At 59.0% G+C, this 22,037-nt stretch carries 18 protein-coding genes; 12 read left to right on the plus strand and 6 right to left on the minus strand.

Annotation, left to right across the window (positions count from 1 at the left end):
* The first annotated feature begins 147 nt into the window (after positions 1–147).
* The 7 genes from CS390_RS08290 (at position 148) to CS390_RS08320 (ending at position 10,561) form a co-directional block, all read left to right on the plus strand.
* Entirely contained in the window at positions 148–2,979 is a 2,832-nt protein-coding gene (locus tag CS390_RS08290; RefSeq protein WP_099774012.1) for a 2-oxoglutarate dehydrogenase E1 component, read from the plus strand.
* A gap of 42 nt (positions 2,980–3,021) precedes the next feature.
* Complete coding sequence (gene odhB / locus CS390_RS08295) at positions 3,022–4,242, plus strand: 2-oxoglutarate dehydrogenase complex dihydrolipoyllysine-residue succinyltransferase (protein ID WP_065759450.1); 1,221 nt, start codon at positions 3,022–3,024, stop codon at positions 4,240–4,242.
* A gap of 93 nt (positions 4,243–4,335) precedes the next feature.
* Entirely contained in the window at positions 4,336–5,772 is a 1,437-nt protein-coding gene (lpdA, locus tag CS390_RS08300; protein WP_065759449.1) for a dihydrolipoyl dehydrogenase, read from the plus strand.
* A gap of 176 nt (positions 5,773–5,948) precedes the next feature.
* On the plus strand, positions 5,949–7,115 hold the full coding sequence (sucC, locus tag CS390_RS08305; protein WP_065759448.1) for an ADP-forming succinate--CoA ligase subunit beta: 1,167 nt from the start codon (positions 5,949–5,951) through the stop codon (positions 7,113–7,115).
* The gene (gene sucD, locus CS390_RS08310; RefSeq protein ID WP_065759447.1) at positions 7,115–7,996 is read left to right on the plus strand and encodes a succinate--CoA ligase subunit alpha; all 882 of its coding nucleotides are present in this window, start codon (positions 7,115–7,117) and stop codon (positions 7,994–7,996) included. Before sucC ends, sucD begins: the two co-directional genes overlap by 1 nt.
* Before the next feature lie 315 nt (positions 7,997–8,311).
* A complete protein-coding gene (gene brnQ, locus CS390_RS08315) occupies positions 8,312–9,625 on the plus strand; it encodes a branched-chain amino acid transport system II carrier protein (protein ID WP_099774013.1) in 1,314 nt (437 codons plus the stop codon).
* Positions 9,626–9,820: 195 nt separating this feature from the next.
* Positions 9,821–10,561: a DUF599 domain-containing protein gene (locus CS390_RS08320; RefSeq protein ID WP_099774014.1), complete on the plus strand. Its 741-nt coding sequence runs from the start codon at positions 9,821–9,823 to the stop codon at positions 10,559–10,561.
* A gap of 126 nt (positions 10,562–10,687) precedes the next feature.
* Here CS390_RS08320 and CS390_RS08325 read toward each other — a convergent pair whose 3' ends face one another.
* On the minus strand, positions 10,688–10,960 hold the full coding sequence (locus CS390_RS08325; RefSeq protein WP_099774015.1) for a hypothetical protein: 273 nt from the start codon (positions 10,958–10,960) through the stop codon (positions 10,688–10,690).
* 156 nt (positions 10,961–11,116) lie between these two features.
* On the opposite strand from CS390_RS08325, the gene CS390_RS08330 reads away from it, so the two are divergent.
* From CS390_RS08330 to CS390_RS08345, 4 genes are all read left to right on the plus strand, one after another.
* On the plus strand, positions 11,117–11,593 hold the full coding sequence (locus CS390_RS08330; protein ID WP_099774016.1) for a PaaI family thioesterase: 477 nt from the start codon (positions 11,117–11,119) through the stop codon (positions 11,591–11,593).
* Complete coding sequence (locus tag CS390_RS08335; protein WP_065759442.1) at positions 11,590–12,051, plus strand: PaaI family thioesterase; 462 nt, start codon at positions 11,590–11,592, stop codon at positions 12,049–12,051. Before CS390_RS08330 ends, CS390_RS08335 begins: the two co-directional genes overlap by 4 nt.
* A 109-nt stretch (positions 12,052–12,160) precedes the next feature.
* Entirely contained in the window at positions 12,161–14,065 is a 1,905-nt protein-coding gene (htpG, locus tag CS390_RS08340) for a molecular chaperone HtpG (protein WP_099774017.1), read from the plus strand.
* A gap of 69 nt (positions 14,066–14,134) precedes the next feature.
* Positions 14,135–14,860, plus strand: coding sequence for a dienelactone hydrolase family protein (locus tag CS390_RS08345; protein ID WP_099774018.1), 726 nt, complete (start codon positions 14,135–14,137; stop codon positions 14,858–14,860).
* Between the two features lie 45 nt (positions 14,861–14,905).
* On the opposite strand, the gene CS390_RS08350 is transcribed toward CS390_RS08345, so the two are convergent.
* The 5 genes from CS390_RS08350 to CS390_RS08370 form a co-directional block, all read right to left on the minus strand.
* Complete coding sequence (locus CS390_RS08350; RefSeq protein ID WP_099774019.1) at positions 14,906–15,766, minus strand: pirin family protein; 861 nt, start codon at positions 15,764–15,766, stop codon at positions 14,906–14,908.
* Positions 15,767–15,920: 154 nt separating this feature from the next.
* The gene (fabB, locus tag CS390_RS08355) at positions 15,921–17,141 is read right to left on the minus strand and encodes a beta-ketoacyl-ACP synthase I (protein WP_065759438.1); all 1,221 of its coding nucleotides are present in this window, start codon (positions 17,139–17,141) and stop codon (positions 15,921–15,923) included.
* 11 nt (positions 17,142–17,152) lie between these two features.
* Complete coding sequence (gene fabA / locus CS390_RS08360; protein ID WP_065759437.1) at positions 17,153–17,668, minus strand: 3-hydroxyacyl-[acyl-carrier-protein] dehydratase FabA; 516 nt, start codon at positions 17,666–17,668, stop codon at positions 17,153–17,155.
* 202 nt (positions 17,669–17,870) lie between these two features.
* Positions 17,871–19,802: a response regulator gene (locus CS390_RS08365; RefSeq protein ID WP_099774020.1), complete on the minus strand. Its 1,932-nt coding sequence runs from the start codon at positions 19,800–19,802 to the stop codon at positions 17,871–17,873.
* Complete coding sequence (locus CS390_RS08370) at positions 19,799–20,689, minus strand: ABC transporter substrate-binding protein (RefSeq protein WP_099774021.1); 891 nt, start codon at positions 20,687–20,689, stop codon at positions 19,799–19,801. The genes CS390_RS08365 and CS390_RS08370 overlap by 4 nt, the downstream gene beginning before the upstream one ends.
* A 308-nt stretch (positions 20,690–20,997) precedes the next feature.
* Here CS390_RS08370 and CS390_RS08375 point away from each other — a divergent pair, with 308 nt between their 5' ends.
* Positions 20,998–22,023 (plus strand): NAD(P)H-dependent glycerol-3-phosphate dehydrogenase, encoded by a 1,026-nt coding sequence (locus tag CS390_RS08375; RefSeq protein ID WP_099774022.1) that lies wholly within the window; start codon positions 20,998–21,000, stop codon positions 22,021–22,023.
* The last annotated feature ends 14 nt before the right edge of the window (positions 22,024–22,037 follow it).

Here is a 22,037-nt window from a genome sequence, read left to right on the forward strand (position 1 = left end):
TGAAGATATGAGACCAGCAGGGGCTTCCGGGCTGGTACCCGGAAAATCTGTAGGATCCTCGGTGGCTTGGTTCGGTCGCTGTACTCGGACTTTTCCAGGCTTTCTGTGGCTCTTGCCGATCTGTCCCCTAACCGAGGGTGACCAAGCATGCAAGAAAGCGTGATGCAGCGCATGTGGGATAGCGCCCACCTTTCAGGTGGTAACGCTGCATATGTGGAAGAGCTCTACGAACTCTACCTGCACGACCCTAACGCTGTGCCAGAAGAGTGGCGCACTTACTTTCAGAAGTTGCCCGCCGAAGGCAGCACTGCTACCGATGTATCGCACTCTACAATCCGCGACCATTTCGTTCTGCTGGCAAAGAACCAGCGCCGCGCTCAACCGGTTTCTGCCGGCAGCGTGAGCAGCGAGCACGAGAAGAAGCAGGTTGAAGTACTGCGACTGATCCAAGCCTACCGTATGCGCGGCCACCAAGCTGCCAAGCTCGACCCTCTGGGGTTGTGGCAGCGCCCTGCGCCTGTAGACTTGTCGATCAATCATTACGGCTTGACCAATGCCGATCTTGATACGACTTTCCGTGCCGGCGACCTGTTTATCGGCAAAGAGGAAGCGAGCCTACGCGAAATCTTCGACGCTTTGCAGCAGACATATTGCCGCACCATTGGCGCCGAGTTCACTCACATCGTCGACTCCGAGCAGCGCAGCTGGTTCCAGCAGCGTCTGGAGAGCGTACGTGGTCGCCCAGCTTTTTCTGCAGACGTTCAGAGCCACCTGCTCGAGCGCGTCACTGCAGCTGAAGGTCTGGAAAAATACCTGGGCACCAAGTACCCAGGCACCAAGCGTTTCGGCCTGGAAGGCGGCGAGAGCCTGATTCCGATGCTGGACGAGCTGATCCAGCGCTCCGGTTCCTATGGCACCAAGGAAGTCGTGATCGGCATGGCCCACCGTGGCCGCTTGAACGTTCTGGTCAACACCTTCGGTAAAAACCCGCGCGACCTGTTCGACGAGTTCGAAGGCAAGAAGAAGGTCGAACTGGGTTCCGGTGACGTGAAGTATCACCAGGGCTTCTCCTCCAACGTAATGACCGCCGGCGGTGAAGTTCACCTGGCCATGGCGTTCAACCCATCCCACCTGGAAATCGTCTCGCCAGTAGTGGAAGGTTCGGTGCGCGCCCGTCAGGATCGCCGTAACGACAGCGTTGGTGACAAGGTTCTGCCAATTTCCATCCACGGTGACGCGGCATTCGCCGGTCAGGGCGTGGTCATGGAAACCTTCCAGATGTCGCAGACCCGCGGTTTCAAAACCGGCGGTACTGTTCACATCGTGATCAACAACCAGGTTGGTTTCACCATCAGCAACCCGCTGGACTCGCGTTCCACCGAGTACTGCACCGACGTCGCCAAGATGATTCAGGCGCCGATCCTGCACGTTAACGGTGACGATCCGGAAGCGGTCCTGTTCGTGACTCAGCTGGCTGTCGACTACCGTATGCAGTTCAAGCGTGACGTGGTCATCGACCTGGTCTGCTACCGCCGCCGTGGTCACAACGAAGCTGACGAACCAAACGGCACTCAGCCGTTGATGTACCAGCAGATCGCCAAGCAACGCACGACGCGCGAACTGTATGCCGAGAGCCTGATTCAGGCCGGTCGTCTGGACGTCGAGCGCGTACAGGCCAAGGTTGACGAGTACCGCAATGCGCTGGATAACGGCCTGCATGTGGTCAAGAGCCTGGTCAAAGAGCCGAACAAGGAACTGTTCGTTGACTGGCGTCCGTACCTGGGCCATGCCTGGACTGCGCGTCACGACACTCGCTTTGACTTGAAGACCCTGCAGGAACTGTCGGCCAAGTTGCTGGACCTGCCGGAAGGCTTTGTGGTTCAGCGTCAGGTTTCGAAGATCTACGAAGACCGTCAGAAGATGCAGGCCGGTGGCTTGCCAATCAACTGGGGCTACGCCGAAACCATGGCCTACGCGACCTTGCTGTTCGAAGGTCACCCAGTGCGTATCACTGGTCAGGACGTTGGTCGCGGCACCTTCTCGCACCGCCATGCGGCGCTGCACAACCAGAAGGACGCCAGCACCTATCTGCCACTGCAGAACCTGTATGCCGGTCAGCCGAAGTTTGACCTGTACGACTCCTTCCTCTCGGAAGAAGCGGTACTGGCCTTCGAATACGGTTACTCGACCACCACGCCTAACGCGCTGGTGATCTGGGAAGCCCAGTTCGGTGACTTCGCCAACGGTGCCCAGGTCGTTGTCGACCAGTTCATCACCAGCGGTGAGCACAAGTGGGGCCGTCTGTGCGGTCTGACCATGCTGCTGCCTCACGGTTATGAAGGGCAGGGGCCTGAGCACTCCTCGGCACGTCTGGAGCGTTACCTGCAGCTGTGCGCCGAGCACAACGTTCAGGTTTGCGTACCGACCACCCCGGCTCAGATCTACCACCTGCTGCGTCGCCAGGTCATTCGTCCGCTGCGTAAGCCGCTGATCGTCCTGACGCCGAAGTCGCTGCTGCGCCACAAGCTGGCCATCTCGACGCTGGAAGAACTGGCCGAAGGCTCGTTCCAGACTGTAATCCCGGAAATCGATACCCTCGATCCGAAAAAGGTTACCCGCCTGGTTCTGTGCAGCGGCAAGGTCTACTACGATCTGCTGGAAAAACGTCGTGCCGAAGGTCGTGAAGACATCGCCATCGTGCGTATCGAGCAACTGTATCCGTTCCCTGAGGACGATCTGGTCGAAATCCTCGCGCCTTACACCAACCTGAAGGATGTGGTGTGGTGCCAGGAAGAGCCGATGAACCAGGGCGCTTGGTACAGCAGTCAGCACCACATGCGTCGCATCCTGACCCGTCACAACAAGGACCTGGTCCTTGAGTACGCTGGTCGTGACGCGTCGGCAGCACCTGCCTGTGGTTACGCTTCGATGCACGCCGAGCAGCAGGAAAAACTGCTGCAAGATGCTTTCACTGTTTAATGCCACCGCGCACAAGAAACCGAATTTAAGGAACCATTGATAATGGCTATCGAGATCAAAGCCCCTACTTTCCCGGAATCGGTTGCCGATGGCACCGTAGCCACCTGGCACAAGAAACCGGGCGACGCCGTCAAGCGTGACGAGCTGATCGTTGACATCGAGACCGACAAGGTCGTTCTGGAAGTGCTGGCCACTGCCGACGGCGTGCTGGGCGCGATCGTCAAGAACGAAGGCGACACCGTTCTGTCTGACGAAGTACTGGGTTCCATCACTGAAGGTGCTGCTGCCGCTGCTGCTCCGGCCGCTGCTGCCGCGCCTGCCCAGGCCGCTGCTGCTGTTGAAGCCGGTGAAGAAGACCCGATTGCTGCGCCTGCCGCACGCAAGCTGGCCGAAGAAAACGGCATCGATCTGGCCAGCGTTGCTGGTACTGGCAAAGGTGGTCGCGTTACCAAGGAAGACGTTGTTGCTGCCGTTGCTGCCAAGAAAGCCGCTCCGGCCGCTGCTCCAGCTGCCAAGGCTGCTGCCCCAGCCGCTGCCGTACCGGTCATGGCCACTGGTGACCGCACCGAGAAGCGCGTACCGATGACCCGCCTGCGTGCCAAGGTTGCCGAGCGTCTGGTTGAAGCTCAGTCCAACATGGCGATGCTGACCACCTTCAACGAAGTCGACATGACCGAAGTCATGGCACTGCGTTCGAAGTACAAGGACCTGTTCGAGAAGTCCCACAACGGCGTTCGCCTGGGCTTCATGTCGTTCTTCGTCAAGGCTGCTACCGAAGCGCTGAAGCGTTTCCCAGCGGTCAACGCCTCGATCGACGGTAGCGATATCGTTTACCACGGCTACGCCGACATCGGTGTTGCCGTGTCCAGCGACCGTGGTCTGGTGGTACCGGTTCTGCGTAACGCCGAACTGATGAGCCTGGCTGAAATCGAAGGCGGCATCGCCACGTTCGGCAAGAAAGCCCGTGACGGTAAGCTGTCGATCGAAGAAATGACCGGCGGTACCTTCACGATCACCAACGGTGGTACATTCGGTTCGATGATGTCGACCCCGATCGTTAACCCGCCACAGGCGGCGATTCTGGGCATGCACAACATCATTCAGCGCCCAATGGCAATCAACGGTCAGGTCGTGATCCGTCCGATGATGTACCTGGCGCTGTCCTACGATCACCGTTTGATCGACGGTAAAGAAGCCGTGACCTTCCTGGTGACTATCAAGAACCTGCTGGAAGATCCGGCTCGTCTGCTGCTCGATATCTAAAAACAGCTGCACGTTGCAAGGGGCCAGCTTCCTTACGGAAGCGGGCCTTCTTGCAGCCTGAAGCTTGTGGCTTGTAGCTAAAAGGAATCCTTTATGACCCAGAAATTCGACGTAGTAGTTATCGGTGCGGGCCCTGGCGGCTATGTAGCCGCCATCAAGGCCGCACAACTTGGTCTGAAGACTGCCTGTATCGAGAAGTACACCGACGGCGAAGGCAAGCTGGCCCTGGGCGGTACCTGCCTGAACGTTGGCTGCATTCCTTCCAAGGCGCTGCTGGACAGCTCCTGGAAATACCACGAAGCCAAGGACGCATTCGGCGTTCACGGTATCACCACTGGTGAAGTGAAGATGGACGTTCCTGCGATGGTTGGCCGCAAGGCGAACATCGTCAAGAACCTGACCGGCGGCGTTGCTACCCTGTTCAAGGCTAACGGCGTTACTTCGATCCAGGGCCACGGCAAACTGCTGGCTGGCAAGAAAGTCGAAGTCACCAAGGCTGACGGCACCGTTGAAGTCATCGAAGCCGAGAACGTGATCCTGGCTTCCGGCTCGCGTCCGATCGACATTCCACCGGCTCCGGTTGATCAGAAAGTCATCGTCGACTCCACTGGCGCCCTGGAATTCCAGGCAGTGCCTAAGCGTCTGGGTGTTATCGGTGCTGGCGTTATCGGTCTGGAACTGGGCTCTGTCTGGTCGCGCCTGGGCGCTCAGGTTACCGTTCTGGAAGCGCTGGACACCTTCCTGATGGCTGCCGACACCGCCGTCTCCAAGGAAGCCCTGAAGACCCTGACCAAGCAAGGTCTGGACGTCAAGCTGGGTGCGCGTGTGACTGGCTCCAAGGTCAACGGCGAAGAAGTCGAAGTGACCTACACCGACGCCAACGGCGAACAGAAAATCACCTTCGACAAGCTGATCGTTGCGGTCGGCCGTCGTCCAGTGACCACTGACCTGCTGGCAGCTGACAGCGGCGTGACCATCGACGAGCGTGGTTTCATCTTCGTCGACGACTACTGCGCTACCAGCGTACCGGGCGTCTACGCCATTGGTGACGTGGTTCGCGGCATGATGCTGGCGCACAAGGCGTCGGAAGAGGGCATCATGGTTGTCGAGCGCATCAAGGGTCACAAGGCCCAGATGAACTATGACCTGATTCCTTCGGTTATCTACACCCACCCGGAAATCGCGTGGGTCGGCAAGACCGAACAAGCCTTGAAGGCTGAAGGCGTTGAGGTTAACGTGGGCACCTTCCCGTTCGCGGCCAGTGGTCGTGCGATGGCTGCCAACGATACCGGTGGTTTCGTCAAGGTTATTGCCGACGCCAAGACCGACCGCGTACTGGGTGTACATGTGATTGGCCCAAGCGCCGCCGAACTGGTGCAGCAGGGTGCAATCGCGATGGAATTCGGCACCAGCGCCGAAGACCTGGGCATGATGGTTTTCTCCCATCCGACCCTGTCCGAAGCGCTGCATGAAGCCGCGCTGGCTGTGAATGGCGGTGCCATTCACGTAGCGAACCGTAAAAAGCGTTAAATAATAAGAAACCACGGCGGACGGCCCGTCGTGAGTCTTGCTTGCATGACTCACCGCGGAAAGTTCGCCGGACTCGAGTCTGGTGAGGCAACTTTCCAGGCAAGCAGTCACAGGTGGCGCGGCACCCGAAAGGGCGCAGCGCCGAAGCGCAGTACCTAACGAAGACGGTAAAAAGAATGAATCTTCACGAGTATCAGGGTAAGCAGCTGTTCGCTGAATACGGCCTGCCAGTTTCCAAGGGTTTCGCAGTCGATACCCCTGAAGCTGCAGCAGAAGCTTGCGAAAAGATCGGCGGTACCGAATGGGTTGTAAAAGCCCAGGTTCACGCTGGCGGTCGCGGTAAAGCGGGTGGCGTTAAGCTGGTTCGCAGCAAAGAAGACGCAAAAGCGTTCGCTGCACAATGGTTGGGCAAGCGTCTGGTGACCTACCAGACTGACGCCAACGGTCAACCAGTCACCAAGATCCTGGTCGAATCCTGCACTGACATCGCCAAGGAACTGTACCTGGGCGCTGTAGTCGATCGTTCGAGCCGTCGCATCGTGTTCATGGCGTCCACCGAAGGTGGCGTGGACATCGAGAAAATTGCTCACGATACCCCTGAAAAAATCCTCAAGGCTACTATCGATCCACTGGTTGGCGCTCAGCCATTCCAGGGTCGTGAACTGGCGTTCCAGCTGGGTCTGGAAGGCAAGCAGGTTGCTCAGTTCGCCAAGATTTTCACCGGTCTGGCCAAGCTGTTCAAAGACCATGACCTGGCACTGCTGGAAGTGAACCCGCTGGTGATCAAGGCTGACGGCGATCTGCATTGCCTCGATGCCAAGATCAACATCGACGCCAACGCCATGTACCGTCAGCCTAAGCTGAAGACCTTCCACGACCCGTCGCAAGACGACGCGCGTGAAGCCCATGCTGCCCAGTTCGAACTGAACTACGTGGCACTGGAAGGTAACATCGGCTGCATGGTCAACGGTGCTGGCCTGGCCATGGGTACCATGGACATCGTCAACCTGCACGGCGGCAAGCCAGCCAACTTCCTCGACGTAGGTGGCGGCGCAACCAAAGAGCGCGTAACCGAAGCGTTCAAGATCATCCTGTCCGACAGCAATGTCGCTGCAGTATTGGTCAACATCTTCGGCGGTATCGTTCGTTGCGACATGATTGCCGAAGGCATCATCGGCGCAGTGAAAGAAGTCGGCGTCAAAGTGCCGGTCGTTGTTCGTCTGGAAGGCAACAACGCCGAACTGGGCGCTAAAGTACTGGCAGAAAGCGGTTTGAACATCATCGCGGCAACCAGCCTGACCGACGCTGCTCAACAAGTTGTCAAAGCTGCGGAGGGCAAGTAATGAGCGTCCTGATCAATAAAGATACCAAAGTCATCTGCCAGGGCTTCACTGGCTCGCAGGGTACTTTCCACTCCGAACAAGCCATCGCCTACGGCACCAAGATGGTCGGCGGCGTGACCCCAGGCAAGGGTGGTACTACCCACCTGAACCTGCCGGTGTTCAACACCGTCAAGGAAGCCGTTGCTGCCACTGGCGCCGACGCTTCGGTCATCTACGTTCCAGCGCCTTTCTGCAAGGACTCGATCCTGGAAGCGGCGTTCGGCGGTATCAAGCTGATCGTCTGCATCACCGAAGGCATTCCAACCCTGGACATGCTGGACGCGAAGGTCAAGTGTGACGAGCTGGGTGTTACCCTGATCGGCCCTAACTGCCCAGGCGTTATCACACCGGGCGAGTGCAAGATCGGCATCATGCCAGGTCACATTCACTTGCCAGGCAAAGTCGGTATCGTTTCCCGTTCCGGCACCCTGACCTATGAAGCCGTCAAGCAGACTACTGACGCCGGTTTCGGTCAGTCCACCTGCGTTGGTATCGGTGGTGACCCGATCCCAGGCTCCAACTTCATCGACATCCTGAAACTGTTCCAGGAAGACCCGAAGACCGAAGCGATCGTCATGATCGGTGAGATCGGCGGTTCCGCTGAAGAAGAAGCTGCTGCCTACATCAAGGCTCACGTGACCAAGCCAGTGGTTTCCTACATTGCTGGTGTGACTGCTCCTCCGGGCAAGCGCATGGGCCATGCTGGTGCAATCATCTCCGGCGGTAAAGGCACTGCAGACGAGAAATTCGCTGCCCTGCAAGACGCTGGCGTGAAAACTGTCCGTTCGTTGGCGGACATCGGCAAGGCCCTGGCCGAGCTGACCGGTTGGGCTGTCAAGTAAGCTTCGGCTGACTGACTGCTTCAACCACAAAGGCCACCTTCGGGTGGCCTTTGTGTGTTCTGGGTGATGCGCTAGCGGCGGGGGGTATCAATCCCGGCATTTCCAGACGACCTGCACATTCGCACATCGGACAGGCGCCCCTGCAGCCGTGCGTTTCCGGCGTAAATTCGTTAACCTATGCACTCATTTTGTGCCCGCTCCTCAAAAGGGAACGACACGCTAAACGGGTCTGGCTAATCCGGTCAGACAGCATTTCCCTCACCCAAGGGGAAATCCCTCTCTAAATCCCGATTTCAGTAGTGTGGTATTTCCTTAATGAAAGTGTTGAAAGGCCAGGACATCCTGGCGCTTGGCTTTATGACGTTCGCGTTGTTCGTCGGAGCTGGCAATATTATTTTCCCGCCTATCGTTGGTTTGCAGTCCGGCCCTCATGTCTGGATGGCAGCGCTGGGTTTCCTGGTTACCGCGGTTGGTTTGCCGGTGATCACCGTGGTTGCACTGGCCAAGGTTGGCGGCGGTATGGACGCCCTGAGCAGCCCGATCGGCAAGGTCGCAGGTGGTCTGTTGGCGGCGGTCTGCTACCTGGCTGTTGGCCCGCTGTTCGCGACCCCGCGTACGGCTACCGTATCGTTTGAAGTGGGTATCGCGCCATTGGTGGGTGAAAACCCGGTTGCGCTGTTCCTGTATAGCCTGGTGTATTTCCTGGTCGTGCTGGCTGTGTCGATGTACCCCGGCAAATTGCTGGACACCGTAGGCCGCTTTCTTGCGCCGCTGAAGATTATCGCCCTGGCAGCGCTTGGCATCGCGGCATTCATGCTGCCTGCCGGCACGATTGGCGAGGCTCAACCCGCTTATGTGGCCGCACCGTTTTCCCAGGGCTTCATCAATGGTTACCTGACCATGGATACCCTGGGTGCGTTGGTGTTCGGTATCGTCATCGTCAACGCCATCCGCTCGCGGGGTGTCGAGTCGCCGCAGCTGATTACCCGTTACGCCATTATCGCCGGCCTGATTGCCGGCGTTGGCCTGGCGCTGGTGTATGTCAGCCTGTTCCGTCTTGGCGCAGGCAGCCACGACATCGCCATGGGGGCCACCAACGGCGCCGCCGTACTGCATGCCTATGTGCAGCATACGTTCGGCTCGCTCGGTAGCACGTTCCTGGCCGTTTTGATTGCGCTGGCCTGTCTGGTGACTGCGGTTGGCCTGACGTGCGCATGTGCTGAGTACTTCAGCCAGGTGCTGCCTCTGTCCTATCGTACTCTGGTGGTCATTCTGGCAGTGTTCTCGCTGGTGGTGTCGAACCTGGGGCTGACCAAGTTGATCCTGTTCTCGATTCCGTTGCTGACGGCCATCTACCCGCCGTGCATCGTGCTGGTCGGCCTGAGCTTCTGCAAAGAGCTGTGGCATTCGTCGGCGCGTATTCTGGCACCTGTGATGCTGGTCTCGCTGCTGTTTGGCCTGGTCGATGCCATCAAGGGCACGTCGCTGGCAAGCTGGTTGCCTGAGTCACTGGCGAACCTGCCGCTGAGCGAGCAGGGCCTGGCCTGGTTGGTACCGAGTGTGGCGACCCTGGTCGTGGCGGTGGTCTGCGACCGCCTGCTCGGCAAGCCGCGCGAAGCCCTGGCCTGAGCCGATAGCGTTCGCCCAAGGTTGACGCCGGCCACAAGCCATCGTGCGTCAGCTTAGGCAGATGCCCAACCCCACATCCGATAAAGATGTGGGGTTTTTCGTTTATGGGGTGTGACGTGTCTTTTTTTGTGATAAAGCGTCGAAAGGCCATCGACGCACTTTACTGTGCGCGAAACCTCTCGATCGGGACCGTCCATGAGCTTCATTCAAAGCAATCTGATTAATCTGCTGGCTGTTTGCTGGTTCGTTGTCTGCTGGGGTGGCTACACCCGTTATGCCACCTGGAAAGGCCGTGATACGGCGTGCCTGGCCAGTGTTCTGCACCTGTACCGCGAAGATTGGATGCGCCGCATGTTGTTGCGCGACAACCGGATTGCCGATGCCAGTGTGATCGGTAACCTGGAGCGTAACGCCTCGTTTTTCGCTTCCAGTACGCTGATTATCCTCGCTGGCATCCTGACGGTGCTCGGTGCATCGGACCGGGCGCTGTCGTTGCTGGCTGATTTGCCGTTGGTGCAGCAAGCGTCGCAGAGCATGTCCGAGATCAAGTTGCTGTGCCTGGCAATGGTCTTTATCTATGCCTTCTTTACCTTCAGTTGGTGCATGCGCCAGTACAACTTTGCGGCCGTATTGGTGGGGTCTGCGCCGATGATTGGCGAGCGCCATGTCAGTGAGCAGGAACGTAAAGCGTTTGCCTCGCGTGCGGCACGGGTTGTTTCCCTGGCGGCCAACCAGTTCAACTTCGGGTTGCGCTCTTACTACTTTGGCCTGGCCTTACTCAGTTGGTTCATCAACCCCTGGTTATTCATGGCGACGAGTGCAGGTGTTGTGTTGGTACTTTACCGTCGGGAATTCCATTCCGATGTGCTCGAAGTTATGGTGTTTACCCCGACAGAAGCACCCATGCCTGAGGTCAATAAGGAACCTCTGGTTTGAACCGCTAGTGTGTTGTGCATTGTTATTGATGTTCAGGTCGACGTTACATGGGTTTTGACAGGCACAGGTTTTGAAAGGCATAAAAAAACCCGACAGTGTCGGGTTTTTTTTTTGCCGGGCGGCTGCTTAGTTAGCAGGCTTGGCTGGCGTTGCTTCTGGTGCTGGGGCAGCAGGCGCAGCAGCTTCAGCTTGGTCTTTGGCAGCTTCGACGGTTTCTTTAGCAGCATCGACAGTTTCTTTCGCCGCTTCGTTCACTTTATTCTGAGCTTCTTCGACTTTCTGTGCAGCTTGCTCAGCAGCCTTAGGTGCTTCTGGTGCTTTGGTTTCTGCAGCTTTGTCACAAGCAGCCAGACCCAGGGTAGCGGCCAGCATCAGGGCATAAGCAAAAGGTTTACGCATGGGGTGTTTCTCCTGGTGGAATACAGTTACTTGAACCCTTTGAGTTCAAGGCTGAGGAATAAGTTCCGCATACGATACAGATATATAACTGTTGGATCCATATAGACTTTTTTCTAGGCTTGTGCATCGGCGCAGATAACGACGGGGCTGAAGAAGATGAGTGAGACACCATTAATGGCGCAGGCTCAGCGCTTTCTTTCTGCACTGCGTCATTGTCAGTTACTGGACATGCGTGTCGAGCGTGCCGATGCTGACGGTATGACACTGGTTCTGCCCTACGCACAGAAAATTGTCGGTAATCCACAGACCGGTGCGATTCATGGCGGCGCCTTGACCACCCTGATGGATACCACCTGCGGCATGGCCACGCTGTGCGTGTTGCCGGTGTTCGAGGTGTGCCCGACCCTTGATCTGCGTATTGACTACATGCATCCCTCGGAAGCGGGGAAGGATATCTACGGCTACGCACAGTGCTATCGCGTCACCCGGGACGTGATCTTCACCCGAGGCATGGCGTACCAGGATGATCCGCAGCGACCGATTGCGCAGGTGGTGGGTACCTTTATGCGCTTGGGTAAAGGCGTCAAGGGCGGGCAGGGGTTCGCCAGCCAACTCAAGGACGGTCTGCTGTGATTCCGCGTGAGGTTCATCAGCAGCTGCGCGCGGCCCATGCCGAGGGCAACTATGCGCAACTTCTGGATCTGATCCCCTATGCCGGGTTGATCGGTATCGAGTGCAGCCGTCAGGGTGAAGACTTGTTGTTTCGTCTGCCTGCCAACCCCGACAACATCGGCAATCCCTTGTTGCCCGCCATTCATGGGGGCGTGATTGCCGGGTTCATGGAGCTTTCTGCCGCCCTCTATCTGCTGATTTTCAGTGAAAGCGCGGCCATACCCAAAATCATCGACTTCTCGGTCGACTACCTCCGGGCCGGCTACTTCCGTGATACCTATGCCCAGTGTCAGCTCTGGCGTCAGGGGCGACGAGTGACCAATGTCGCGATTACCGCCTGGCAGGGCAGTCAGGCCGAACCCATCGCCACTGCTCGCGCGCATTTCAAGATCGAAGAATTATTGCCGCCCTTGAAATAGTGCGCAGTGCCCCCATCTGTTGTTCATCCCGCTGCAACGACCAGGCGAGGGTGCCTATCGCGCTTGCCTGGTCAGTGGCCACTGTCAATAGATTGGAGTTTTGAAGACCATGAGTGTGGAAACTCAAAAAGAAACCCTGGGCTTCCAGACCGAGGTGAAGCAGCTGTTGCACCTCATGATCCATTCGCTGTATTCGAACAAGGAAATTTTCCTTCGCGAATTGATTTCCAACGCCTCCGATGCAGTGGACAAGCTACGTTTCGAAGCCCTGTCCAAGCCTGAGCTGCTTGAAGGCGGCGCCGAGCTGAAAATCCGTGTGAGCTTCGACAAGGAAGCAGGCACCGTTACCCTCGAGGACAACGGTATCGGCATGAGCCGCGAGGATGTGATCACGCACCTGGGCACCATTGCCAAGTCTGGCACAGCCGATTTCATGAAAAACCTCACCGGTGACCAGAAGAAAGATTCGCACCTGATCGGTCAGTTCGGTGTGGGCTTCTACTCCGCATTCATCGTCGCCGACAAGGTTGATGTGTTCAGCCGTCGTGCCGGCCTGTCCGCTGCCGAGGGTGTTCACTGGTCCTCCAAAGGTGAAGGCGAATTCGAAGTCGCCACTGTCGAAAAGGCCGAGCGTGGTACCCGTATCGTCCTGCACCTGAAAAAGGACGAGACCGAGTTCGCCGATGGCTGGCGCCTGCGCAACGTCATCAAGAAGTACTCCGACCATATCGCCTTGCCGATCGAGCTGCCCAAGCAGGTCGAGGTTGCCGAAGGTGAGGAGAAGCCGGCCGAAGCATGGGAAACCGTCAACCGCGCCAGCGCCCTGTGGACCCGTCCGCGTACTGAAATCAAGGACGAGGAGTACCAGGAGTTCTACAAGCACATTGGTCATGACTTTGAAAACCCGCTGGCCTGGAGCCACAACAAGGTCGAGGGCAAGCTTGAGTACAATTCGCTGCTGTACGTACCGGCCCGTGCGCCGTTCGATCTGTACCAGCGTGAAGCACCGCGTGGCCTGAAGCTGTATGTGCAGCGTGTGTTCATCATGGACCAGGCGGAGTCGTTCCTGCCGTTGTACCTGCGCTTCATCAAGGGCGTGGTCGATTCCAATGACCTGTCGCTGAACGTGTCGCGGGAAATCCTGCAGAAAGACCCGATCATCGACTCGATGAAGTCGGCACTGACCAAGCGCGTTCTGGATATGCTGGAGAAGCTGGCGAAGAACGAGCCTGAGCAGTACAAAGGCTTCTGGAAGAATTTCGGTCAGGTCATGAAAGAAGGCCCGGCTGAAGACTTCGCCAACAAGGAAAAAATCGCCGGTCTCCTGCGTTTCGCTTCCACCCAGGACGACAGTGGCGAGCAAAGCGTTTCCCTGGCCGACTACCTGGCACGCGCCAAGGAAGGTCAGGACAAGATTTACTTCCTCACCGGCGAGTCGTACGCGCAGGTCAAGAACAGCCCGCACCTGGAAGTCTTCCGCAAGAAAGGCATCGAAGTGCTGCTGCTGACCGATCGTATTGACGAGTGGCTGATGAGCTACCTCAGTGATTTCGACGGCAAGCAGTTTGTCGATGTTGCGCGCGGTGATCTGGACCTGGGCAAGCTGGACTCCGAAGAGGACAAGAAGGCTCAGGAAGAAATCGCCAAGGAAAAAGAGGGCCTGGTCGAGCGCCTGAAAGGTGCGCTGGGCGATGCTGTCAGCGAAGTACGGGTTTCCCATCGTTTGACCGACTCGCCAGCCATCCTGGCTATCGGTGAGCAGGACCTGGGCCTGCAGATGCGTCAGATCCTCGAGGCCAGTGGTCAGAAGGTTCCGGACTCCAAGCCGATCTTCGAGTTCAACCCTAGCCATCCGCTGATCGAAAAACTGGACAACGAGCAGAGCGAAGACCGTTTCGCCGACTTCTCGCATATCCTCTTCGATCAGGCTGCACTGGCCGCGGGTGATAGCTTGAAGGACCCGGCGGCGTATGTACGCCGTTTGAACAAGCTGTTGGTTGAGCTGTCGGCTTAATCCGATGTAAGAGAAAACCCGCTTCGGCGGGTTTTTTCATGGGCGTCCTATGCAATTTCGGAGGTCGTGATGAACGCAGTCGTTATCGAATCGCTGGTGTATCAGCTTGATGGCAAACCCTATGAGAGCCGTTTGCTGTACGCGCCAGGTAGTGGCGCACAACCGGGGTTGATAATGGCCCCGAACTGGATGGGTGTCGGGGCTGGCGCTGAAGCTATTGCCCGTGCAGTTGCGGCGCGCGGTTATGTGGTGTTGATTGCTGACCTGTACGGGCAGGCGGTACGCCCCGGCAATGCCGAGCAGGCCGGTGCGGCGATGATGCCGCTGAAGAATGACCGGCTCGAACTGCGCAAGCGTATGCAGGCGGCGCTGGCGCAGTTGCGTGAACAGACGCGCGCTGCGCTGCTGCCTGGGCAGTTGGCGGCGTTCGGCTTTTGTTTCGGCGGTTGCTGTGCGTTGGAATTGGCCCGTGATGGCGCTCCACTGAAGGCGGCGATTTCCTTCCATGGCACACTGGACACTCCGCGCCCGGCTGATGCAGCCAACATCAAGGGCGCGGTGCTGGTCTTGCATGGCGCGGACGATCCGTTGGTGCCCAGGGAGCAGTTGCCGGCATTCGAGGCTGAAATGAATGCGGCAAAGGTCGACTGGCAGTTGCTCAGCTATGGTGGAGCGGTGCACTCGTTCACCGATCCGGCAGCGAATACCCCAGGCATGATGATGTATGACGCCAGGACCGCCACGCGGGCGTTCCAGGCCATGCATAACCTGCTCGACGAGGTGTTCCAGGCGTAAGCGCTGGAAACGCGCCAGGCAACAGTCTGCTGCTTGGCGCGCGCTTTACGGCAGCGCAATGCGCTCGTGCTCTCCGGGTACGGTCGGCCAGTCGCCGGCTGCCCAGCGTGCTCGGGCCTGCTCGATCAGCGCCGGGTCGCTGGCAACGAAGTTCCAGTTCATCCGTCTCGGCCCATCCAGCGGTGCGCCGCCAATCAGCACCAGATGGCATTCGCCTTCGGCGCACAGCGTCATTTCCTCGCCTTCCGGCAGAACCAGCAGGCTGCAGGGCTCTATCGGTTCGCCATTCAGGCTCGCTTCGCCTTCAAGCAGGTATACCGCACGTTGCTCATGTTCCGTCGGCAGGGGCAGTGTGGTCGCCGCCTGCATGCGCACATCGGCATAGAGGGTGGGCGAGAGCACCGGAACCGGAGATTCCAGGCAAAAGCCTTTGCCGGCGATCAGGCGGATGCTGACCCCCAGGGTGTCATGCGTTGGCAGGCTGGCGGCGGTGTAGTGGCTGTAATGCGCTGGGCCCTGTTCGGCATGTTTCGGTGATGCCAGCCAGACTTGCAGGCCGTGCAGGCGTGAGCCGCTGGCGAGCAGGTCCGCAGGCGTACGCTCGATATGGGCTACGGCGCTGCCTGCCGTCATCCAGCTGACCTCGCCAGGTTTGACCCGTTGCTCTGAGCCAAGGCTGTCCTTGTGCAGGATCTCGCCTTCAAACAGGTAGGTGAGGGTGGACAGGCCGATGTGCGGGTGTTGGCGGATGTTCATGCCGCTGCCAGGGGCGTAGTCGGTCTTGAGCATATGGTCGAAAAACACGAACGGCCCGACGCTGCGGCACCTGGCCGATGGCAGTGGGCGCAAGATGGGCTGGCCTTCGACGTCTTCGGCCTTGGGGCGAATGATAAGGGGAGTGCTCACGGTGTACTCCATGGCTGTCGGATAGCCTAGGCAGCATAGCGTGTCTGCAGGCGTGTCCGTTGGCAGCGTTAAAGCGGATGCAACATGGCTATCGGGGTAGCAGAAACAAAAACGCCCCGAACCAGTCGGGGCGTTTTGCGTAAGGTGTTAAGCCTTACTTGCCTTGCCAGCGCTTGAGCACCAGGGTGGCGTTGGTGCCACCAAAGCCGAAGCTGTTGCTCATGACGGTGTCGATCTTCGCGTTTTCGCGGGTTTCGCGCAGGATCGGCATGTCAGCCACTTCTGGGTCCAGCTCCTCGATGTTGGCGGAGCCGGCCATGAAATTGCCTTCCATCATCAGCATGCAGTAGATCGCTTCGTGAACGCCTGCGGCGCCCAGGGAGTGACCCGACAGGCTCTTGGTCGAACTGATGGCAGGTGCCTTGTCGCCGAAGACTGCACGAACGCCCTTGATTTCTGCGACGTCGCCGACAGGTGTCGAGGTGCCGTGGGTGTTCAGGTAGTCGATCGGGGTGTCGACAGTGGACAGTGCCTGCTGCATGCAGCGAATGGCGCCTTCACCACTAGGCGCAACCATGTCGTAACCGTCGGAGGTCGCGCCGTAGCCAACGATTTCCGCGTAGATTTTTGCGCCACGGGCCAGAGCGTGTTCCAGCTCTTCGACCACGACCATGCCGCCACCACCGGCGATGACGAAACCGTCACGCTTGGCGTCGTAGGCACGGGAGGCTTTCTCCGGGGTTTCGTTGTACTGGCTGGACAGGGCGCCCATGGCGTCGAACAGGAACGACTGGCTCCAGTGTTCTTCTTCACCACCACCGGCGAAGACGACGTCCTGCTTGCCCATCTGGATCTGCTCCATGGCAGCGCCGATGCAGTGTGCGCTGGTAGCGCAGGCCGACGCGATGGAGTAGTTCAGACCCTTGATCTTGAACGGTGTTGCCAGGCACGCAGAAACGGTGCTGCTCATGGTGCGGGTTACACGGTACGGGCCAACACGCTTGACGCCTTTTTCGCGCAGGATGTCCAGTGCTTCCATCTGGTTCAGGGTCGAGGCGCCGCCGGAGCCTGCGATCAGGCCGGTGCGCGGGTTCGAGACCTGGTCTTCGGACAGGCCGGAGTCCTTGATCGCTTCCTGCATCGCCAGGTAGGCGTAGGCAGCGGCGTGGCCGACGAAGCGGTAAACCTTGCGGTCGATCAGTTCTTCGAGGTTGAGGTCAATGGAGCCGGAAACCTGGCTGCGCAGCCCCATTTCCTTGTATTCCGGGTTGAAACGAATGCCCGGGCGGCTTGCACGCAGGTTGGCGGAGACGGTCTCTTTGTCATTGCCCAGGCACGAAACGATGCCCAGACCAGTGATAACGACGCGGCGCATGCGAATAACCCTTAGAAATTGTCAGTGGAGGTGAATACGCCGACCCGAAGGCCTTCGGCGGTGTAAATCTCGCGGCCATCGACTGCCACCGAACCATCGGCAATGGCCATGTTCAGCTTGCCCTTCAGGACGCGCTTGATGTGGATGTTGTAGGTGACTTTCTTGGCGGTCGGCAGTACCTGGCCAAAGAACTTGACCTCACCCGAGCCCAGGGCGCGGCCGCGACCTGGCAGGCCTTGCCAGCCCAGGAAGAAGCCAACCAGTTGCCACATGGCGTCAAGGCCCAGGCAGCCAGGCATCACCGGGTCACCTTCAAAGTGGCAGGCGAAGAACCACAGGTCCGGGGTGATATCCAGCTCGGCGACCAATTCACCTTTGCCGTACTTGCCACCCTCTTCGCTGATATGGGTGATGCGATCCACCATCAGCATGTTCGGGGCGGGCAGTTGCGCGTTACCTGGGCCGAACAGCTCACCGCGACTGCAGCGCAGCAGGTCTTCCCGAGTAAAGGCGTTTTGTTTGGTCATGCGAGCTCCTCAATAATCCGGTGCGGCAGGGGCGAATCTTCCCGGCCGACCCAAGGCGTTTGGGCCTGGGGCGGCAGCCTACACATAGACTATTGCGTTGTAGTGAAAGTCACAGCACAGGGACGAAGATGTACACTTGTGCACTGAAATTTTTTTTCAAGACCTCAATCGGCCTTGATTCAGTCTCTAAGACTGCCGCAATTTAGCATTTATCGCCAGTCGCCGCTGCGTCAGCGGGTAACCAACGTTGCAGAATTTGCTGTAAATCTGTGCGTTTGAAGGGTTTGGTCAGGTAATCGTTCATTCCGGCGGCCAGGCAACGTTCGCGATCACCCAGCAGCGCATTGGCGGTCAAGGCAATGATCGGCAAGGCTTTGTCCTTGGGTTGCTGGCGAATTCGACGGGTGGCTTCGTAGCCATCGATCACCGGTAGACGGCAATCCATCAGCACGGCGGCAAAGCGCTGGCGAGCGATCTGGGTCACGGCCTGAGCACCGTCGACGGCCACGCACACTTCATAGCCCAGGCTGCGCAGCATGGCTTCGATGACCGTCTGGTTGACCGGGTTGTCCTCCACCAGCAGGATTCGCCGGCCCTGGCCGTTGTCCTCATCGACCTGCACGCTGGGTGACAGTGTGGGTTGCGGTTTTACCGCGAGGGCCAAGGGAATCTCAAGGGTGAAGGTTGAGCCCTGGCCTTCGCGGCTTTCGGCGCGCAGGTTGCCGCCCATGCGCTCTGCCAGGGTTCGGGCAATCGACAGCCCCAGGCCCGTACCGCCATAACGCCGGGAAATCGAGCTGTCCGCCTGCTGGAAGGCGACGAACATCATTTCCAGGTGTTGGCTGTCGATGCCGATACCAGTGTCGCGTACTGCGCAACTGAACCAGATCAGTTGGCGGTCGAGCACTTGCCAGCGCGGTTCGATTTGCACCGTGCCACGTTCAGTGAACTTCAAGGCATTGCCAATCAGGTTGACCAGTACCTGGCGGATGCGCGTCGGGTCGCCGACCACCTGCAATTGCTCGATGCCGGGTGGCATACGCAGTTGAAGCTCCAGGGCGCGCTGCTGGGCCGTGTGCAGGAACGCCTGGGTGCAACTGCCAATCAGTTCGGCCAGGTTGAAGGTAATGTGTTCAAGTTCAAGCGTAGTGCTCTCGATCCGCGAGAAATCAAGAATGTCGTTGATGACCTTGAGCAAATGGCCGGTTGACTCCGTCGCCACGGCCGCATAGTCGGCCTGTTCTTCGCTCAGTGGGGTGGTTTCCAGTAACTGCAGCATGCCCAGCACGCCGTTCATCGGTGTGCGCAGCTCATGGCTCATCATTGCCAGGAAGTCCGATTTGGCCTTGTTCGCCTGTTCGGCTTCTTCGCGGGCCTGAACCAGTTGCGCGATGGCCTGTTGCTGTTCGTGGCTGGCCTTGGCCATGGCGCAGGCCAGATTGTTGATGTGCCGGGAGAGGTTGCCCAGTTCGGTGTCATCCAGCACCGGCAGTGGTGAGGTGAAGTCGCCTTGCTGGATCGCCTTGACGGCCTGGCTCATGTCGCTGATGGGTTTGGCCAGGCTGAGGGCAAGGCGGCGGGCCAGCAGGAAGGTGAAGATCAGGGCGAACAGGGCGAGTATCGCCGCCTTGATCACGATTTCCTGTTGCCGTTGGCTGAAGGCGTTGTTGGACATACCGACGATGACCCGGCCCAGGTAGTCGTCCCCTGGGGCCGAGGCAGGCAGGCTGCTGTTATGCAGGAAGTCGTTGTCCAGGGGGATCTGTTGCAAGCGTATTGGCGCCTGGAACACTTCAACCGGTTGTGTGGGTTTGTCGTTTTCGTCGGGTTGCTCGACATGCACCAGAATATGGTTGGCGCTGTCCTGAACCTCCAGAAAACGCACGTGGGGGATGCTCAAGGTGGCCCGCATCAGGCTTTCGAGCACGTCCTCGTTACCCGCGATCACGCCGTACTCCGATGCGGGAGCCAACTGGTTGGCGATCAACTGGCCGGTGTGGTTGAGTTCCTGGCGCAAGTCCTGGATCCGCACGAAGGTAAAGAAACCGATCAGCAGCAAGGTCAGCAGCAGGGCGGGGCCAAGGCTGATGATCTGCGTGCGGGTATGAATGTCCCGGCTCAGGCGCAGGTTCATGGTGTGGGCTCTCCTTCGGCGACGACCTTGGTTGCCGCAGCCGGTTCAATCGGCTCAATCCCCAGGGCGCGGGCCACTTGAGGGTTGCCGATGACGCCAAAACGCTCAGGGTAGTGGGTGCGCGGCCATTTGGTCGGTGCCTGGTCGAGCAGGCGGTCCAGCACCCGCAGCCAGTCGTGCTTGTTGCTGAAGGTGCTGGCCAGGCCGCCGGCCTTGACGAACCCGGCCGTGGGGCCGATCAGGGGCATCTGTCGGGCGTAGCTGCTGAGCAGGAGGTTCTTGACGGTACGCGGGTTGTACAGGCCTGGATCGTCCATGCCGAGCACGACGTCACTGCCCTGCAGCAGCGCTTGCAAAGGGCGATTGTCGCGAGGATCCGGCCAGGCTTGGGCGTTGATGTGCAGGCCCAACTGCTGTGCGCTCTGGTTCAGCTCATCGAGCAGGAAACGGCTTTGCTCGCTATAGAGCACGCCGACCCGTCGAGCATGTGGCAGCAGATAGCGAATCAGGCGCAGTTGGCGTGCAGGCGACGGGTCGCTCCACAGCAGGCTCAGGTAGTGTGGGGGCACACGCCCAAACCGTTGGTTGGCCTGCACTCGGCTGATGCGCATCACCAGTGCCGGTGGTCCGGTGGTTTCACCGAGGCGCCAGTCGAGGGCGGCGGTGTCGAGCAGAATCAGCCGGGTTGTCGGCTTTATGCGTCCCGGCGCAGGCAACTCGGCCACCGGCAGGAAACGTACCTGGTCAGCACTGCGCCGTTGTTCCAGCGAGTGGACAAAGGCGCGCACGCCCGGGCTTTCTGTCGCGGCCGTCAGCAGGATGTCGTGTGCCGCTGCCGTCAGCGGCCACAGCCAGGCCAGCAGCAGTGCGCTCAGAAGCCTGCGCATCAGCGCGCGAGCTCCGCGTCGACAGGGTGATCCTGAGCTGTTACCTGGTTGCCCAGAGGGCGTTTTTCAGGCAGGGGCTGACCGCTCACCGCGAGGGTCGGCAGCATAAGAGCGCATGAAGGAAGAGGGCCAAGTGACACGGCGCGGCCTTATTACGGATATAAATCGGGCATGTTAACCGAGTAGCCGGCATTTTCCAGTTGTCTGAGGGCAACCCCGGCCATGATTCGCATATCTGGCGCTGGCTCTGGCACTATCGCGCCGTATAATGCGGACGTCGCCACATTTTTGGCATTAACGGATTGAATATGACTGAACAGCAACCGGTTGCAGTTCTGGGTGGCGGTAGTTTCGGCACCGCGGTGGCGAATCTGCTGGCCGAAAATGGTGTCCGGGTACGCCAGTGGATGCGCGATCCCGAACAGGCCGAGGCCATGCGTTGCAATCGAGAGAATCCGCGTTACCTCAAGGGCATCAAACTTCACCCGGGGGTAGAGCCGGTTACCGACCTGTTGGCGACCCTGCAGGGGAGCGAGCTGATCTTTGTCGCGCTGCCTTCCAGTGCATTGCGCTCAGTGCTGGCCCCCCATGCCGGGCTGCTTAGCGGCAAGATGCTGGTCAGTCTGACCAAAGGTATCGAGGCCCAGAGCTTCAAGCTCATGAGCCAGATCCTCGAGGAAATCGCCCCGCAGGCGCGTATTGGCGTACTGTCCGGGCCGAACCTTGCGCGCGAAGTAGCCGAGCATGCGCTCACTGCGACGGTGGTTGCCAGCGAAGATGAAGCGCTCTGTCGCAGCGTTCAGGCCGTGCTCCATGGTCGAACCTTTCGTGTCTACGCCAGTAGCGACCGCTTCGGTGTCGAGCTGGGCGGGGCCTTGAAGAACGTCTATGCCATTATTGCCGGCATGGCTGTGGCCCTGGGTATGGGCGAGAACACCAAGAGCATGCTGATCACCCGTGCACTTGCGGAAATGACCCGCTTCGCCGTCAGCCAGGGCGCCAACCCGATGACCTTCCTTGGCCTTGCTGGGGTGGGGGATCTGATCGTCACCTGCTCCTCGCCCAAGAGCCGCAACTATCAGGTGGGGTACGCACTGGGCCAGGGCTTGAGCCTGGAGCAGGCAGTCAGCCAACTGGGTGAAGTGGCCGAGGGCGTCAATACCCTCAAGGTGCTCAAGGTCAAGGCCCAGGAGTTGCAGGTCTACATGCCGCTGGTGGCAGGGCTTCATGCGATCCTGTTCGAGGGGCGTACCCTCAATCAGGTCATCGAGTTGTTGATGCGGGGCGAGCCGAAGACTGATGTCGACTTCATTTCCACCAGCGGTTTCAACTGAACGACAGGAGCAGT

Source organism: Pseudomonas sp. HLS-6, assembly GCF_002753995.1.
Lineage (GTDB): Bacteria > Pseudomonadota > Gammaproteobacteria > Pseudomonadales > Pseudomonadaceae > Aquipseudomonas > Aquipseudomonas defluvii.

What these genes read in the sequence shown, in the direction of transcription:
- CS390_RS08290 (WP_099774012.1), top strand. Translation starts at nt 148, where the DNA reads ATGCAAGAAAGCGTGATGCAGCGCATGTGGGATAGCGCCCACCTTTCA.
- odhB (WP_065759450.1), top strand. Translation starts at nt 3,022, where the DNA reads ATGGCTATCGAGATCAAAGCCCCTACTTTCCCGGAATCGGTTGCCGAT.
- lpdA (WP_065759449.1), top strand. Translation starts at nt 4,336, where the DNA reads ATGACCCAGAAATTCGACGTAGTAGTTATCGGTGCGGGCCCTGGCGGC.
- sucC (WP_065759448.1), top strand. Translation starts at nt 5,949, where the DNA reads ATGAATCTTCACGAGTATCAGGGTAAGCAGCTGTTCGCTGAATACGGC.
- sucD (WP_065759447.1), top strand. Translation starts at nt 7,115, where the DNA reads ATGAGCGTCCTGATCAATAAAGATACCAAAGTCATCTGCCAGGGCTTC.
- brnQ (WP_099774013.1), top strand. Translation starts at nt 8,312, where the DNA reads ATGAAAGTGTTGAAAGGCCAGGACATCCTGGCGCTTGGCTTTATGACG.
- CS390_RS08320 (WP_099774014.1), top strand. Translation starts at nt 9,821, where the DNA reads ATGAGCTTCATTCAAAGCAATCTGATTAATCTGCTGGCTGTTTGCTGG.
- CS390_RS08325 (WP_099774015.1), bottom strand. Translation starts at nt 10,960, where the DNA reads ATGCGTAAACCTTTTGCTTATGCCCTGATGCTGGCCGCTACCCTGGGT.
- CS390_RS08330 (WP_099774016.1), top strand. Translation starts at nt 11,117, where the DNA reads ATGAGTGAGACACCATTAATGGCGCAGGCTCAGCGCTTTCTTTCTGCA.
- htpG (WP_099774017.1), top strand. Translation starts at nt 12,161, where the DNA reads ATGAGTGTGGAAACTCAAAAAGAAACCCTGGGCTTCCAGACCGAGGTG.
- CS390_RS08345 (WP_099774018.1), top strand. Translation starts at nt 14,135, where the DNA reads ATGAACGCAGTCGTTATCGAATCGCTGGTGTATCAGCTTGATGGCAAA.
- fabB (WP_065759438.1), bottom strand. Translation starts at nt 17,141, where the DNA reads ATGCGCCGCGTCGTTATCACTGGTCTGGGCATCGTTTCGTGCCTGGGC.
- fabA (WP_065759437.1), bottom strand. Translation starts at nt 17,668, where the DNA reads ATGACCAAACAAAACGCCTTTACTCGGGAAGACCTGCTGCGCTGCAGT.
- CS390_RS08365 (WP_099774020.1), bottom strand. Translation starts at nt 19,802, where the DNA reads ATGAACCTGCGCCTGAGCCGGGACATTCATACCCGCACGCAGATCATC.
- CS390_RS08370 (WP_099774021.1), bottom strand. Translation starts at nt 20,689, where the DNA reads ATGCGCAGGCTTCTGAGCGCACTGCTGCTGGCCTGGCTGTGGCCGCTG.
- CS390_RS08375 (WP_099774022.1), top strand. Translation starts at nt 20,998, where the DNA reads ATGACTGAACAGCAACCGGTTGCAGTTCTGGGTGGCGGTAGTTTCGGC.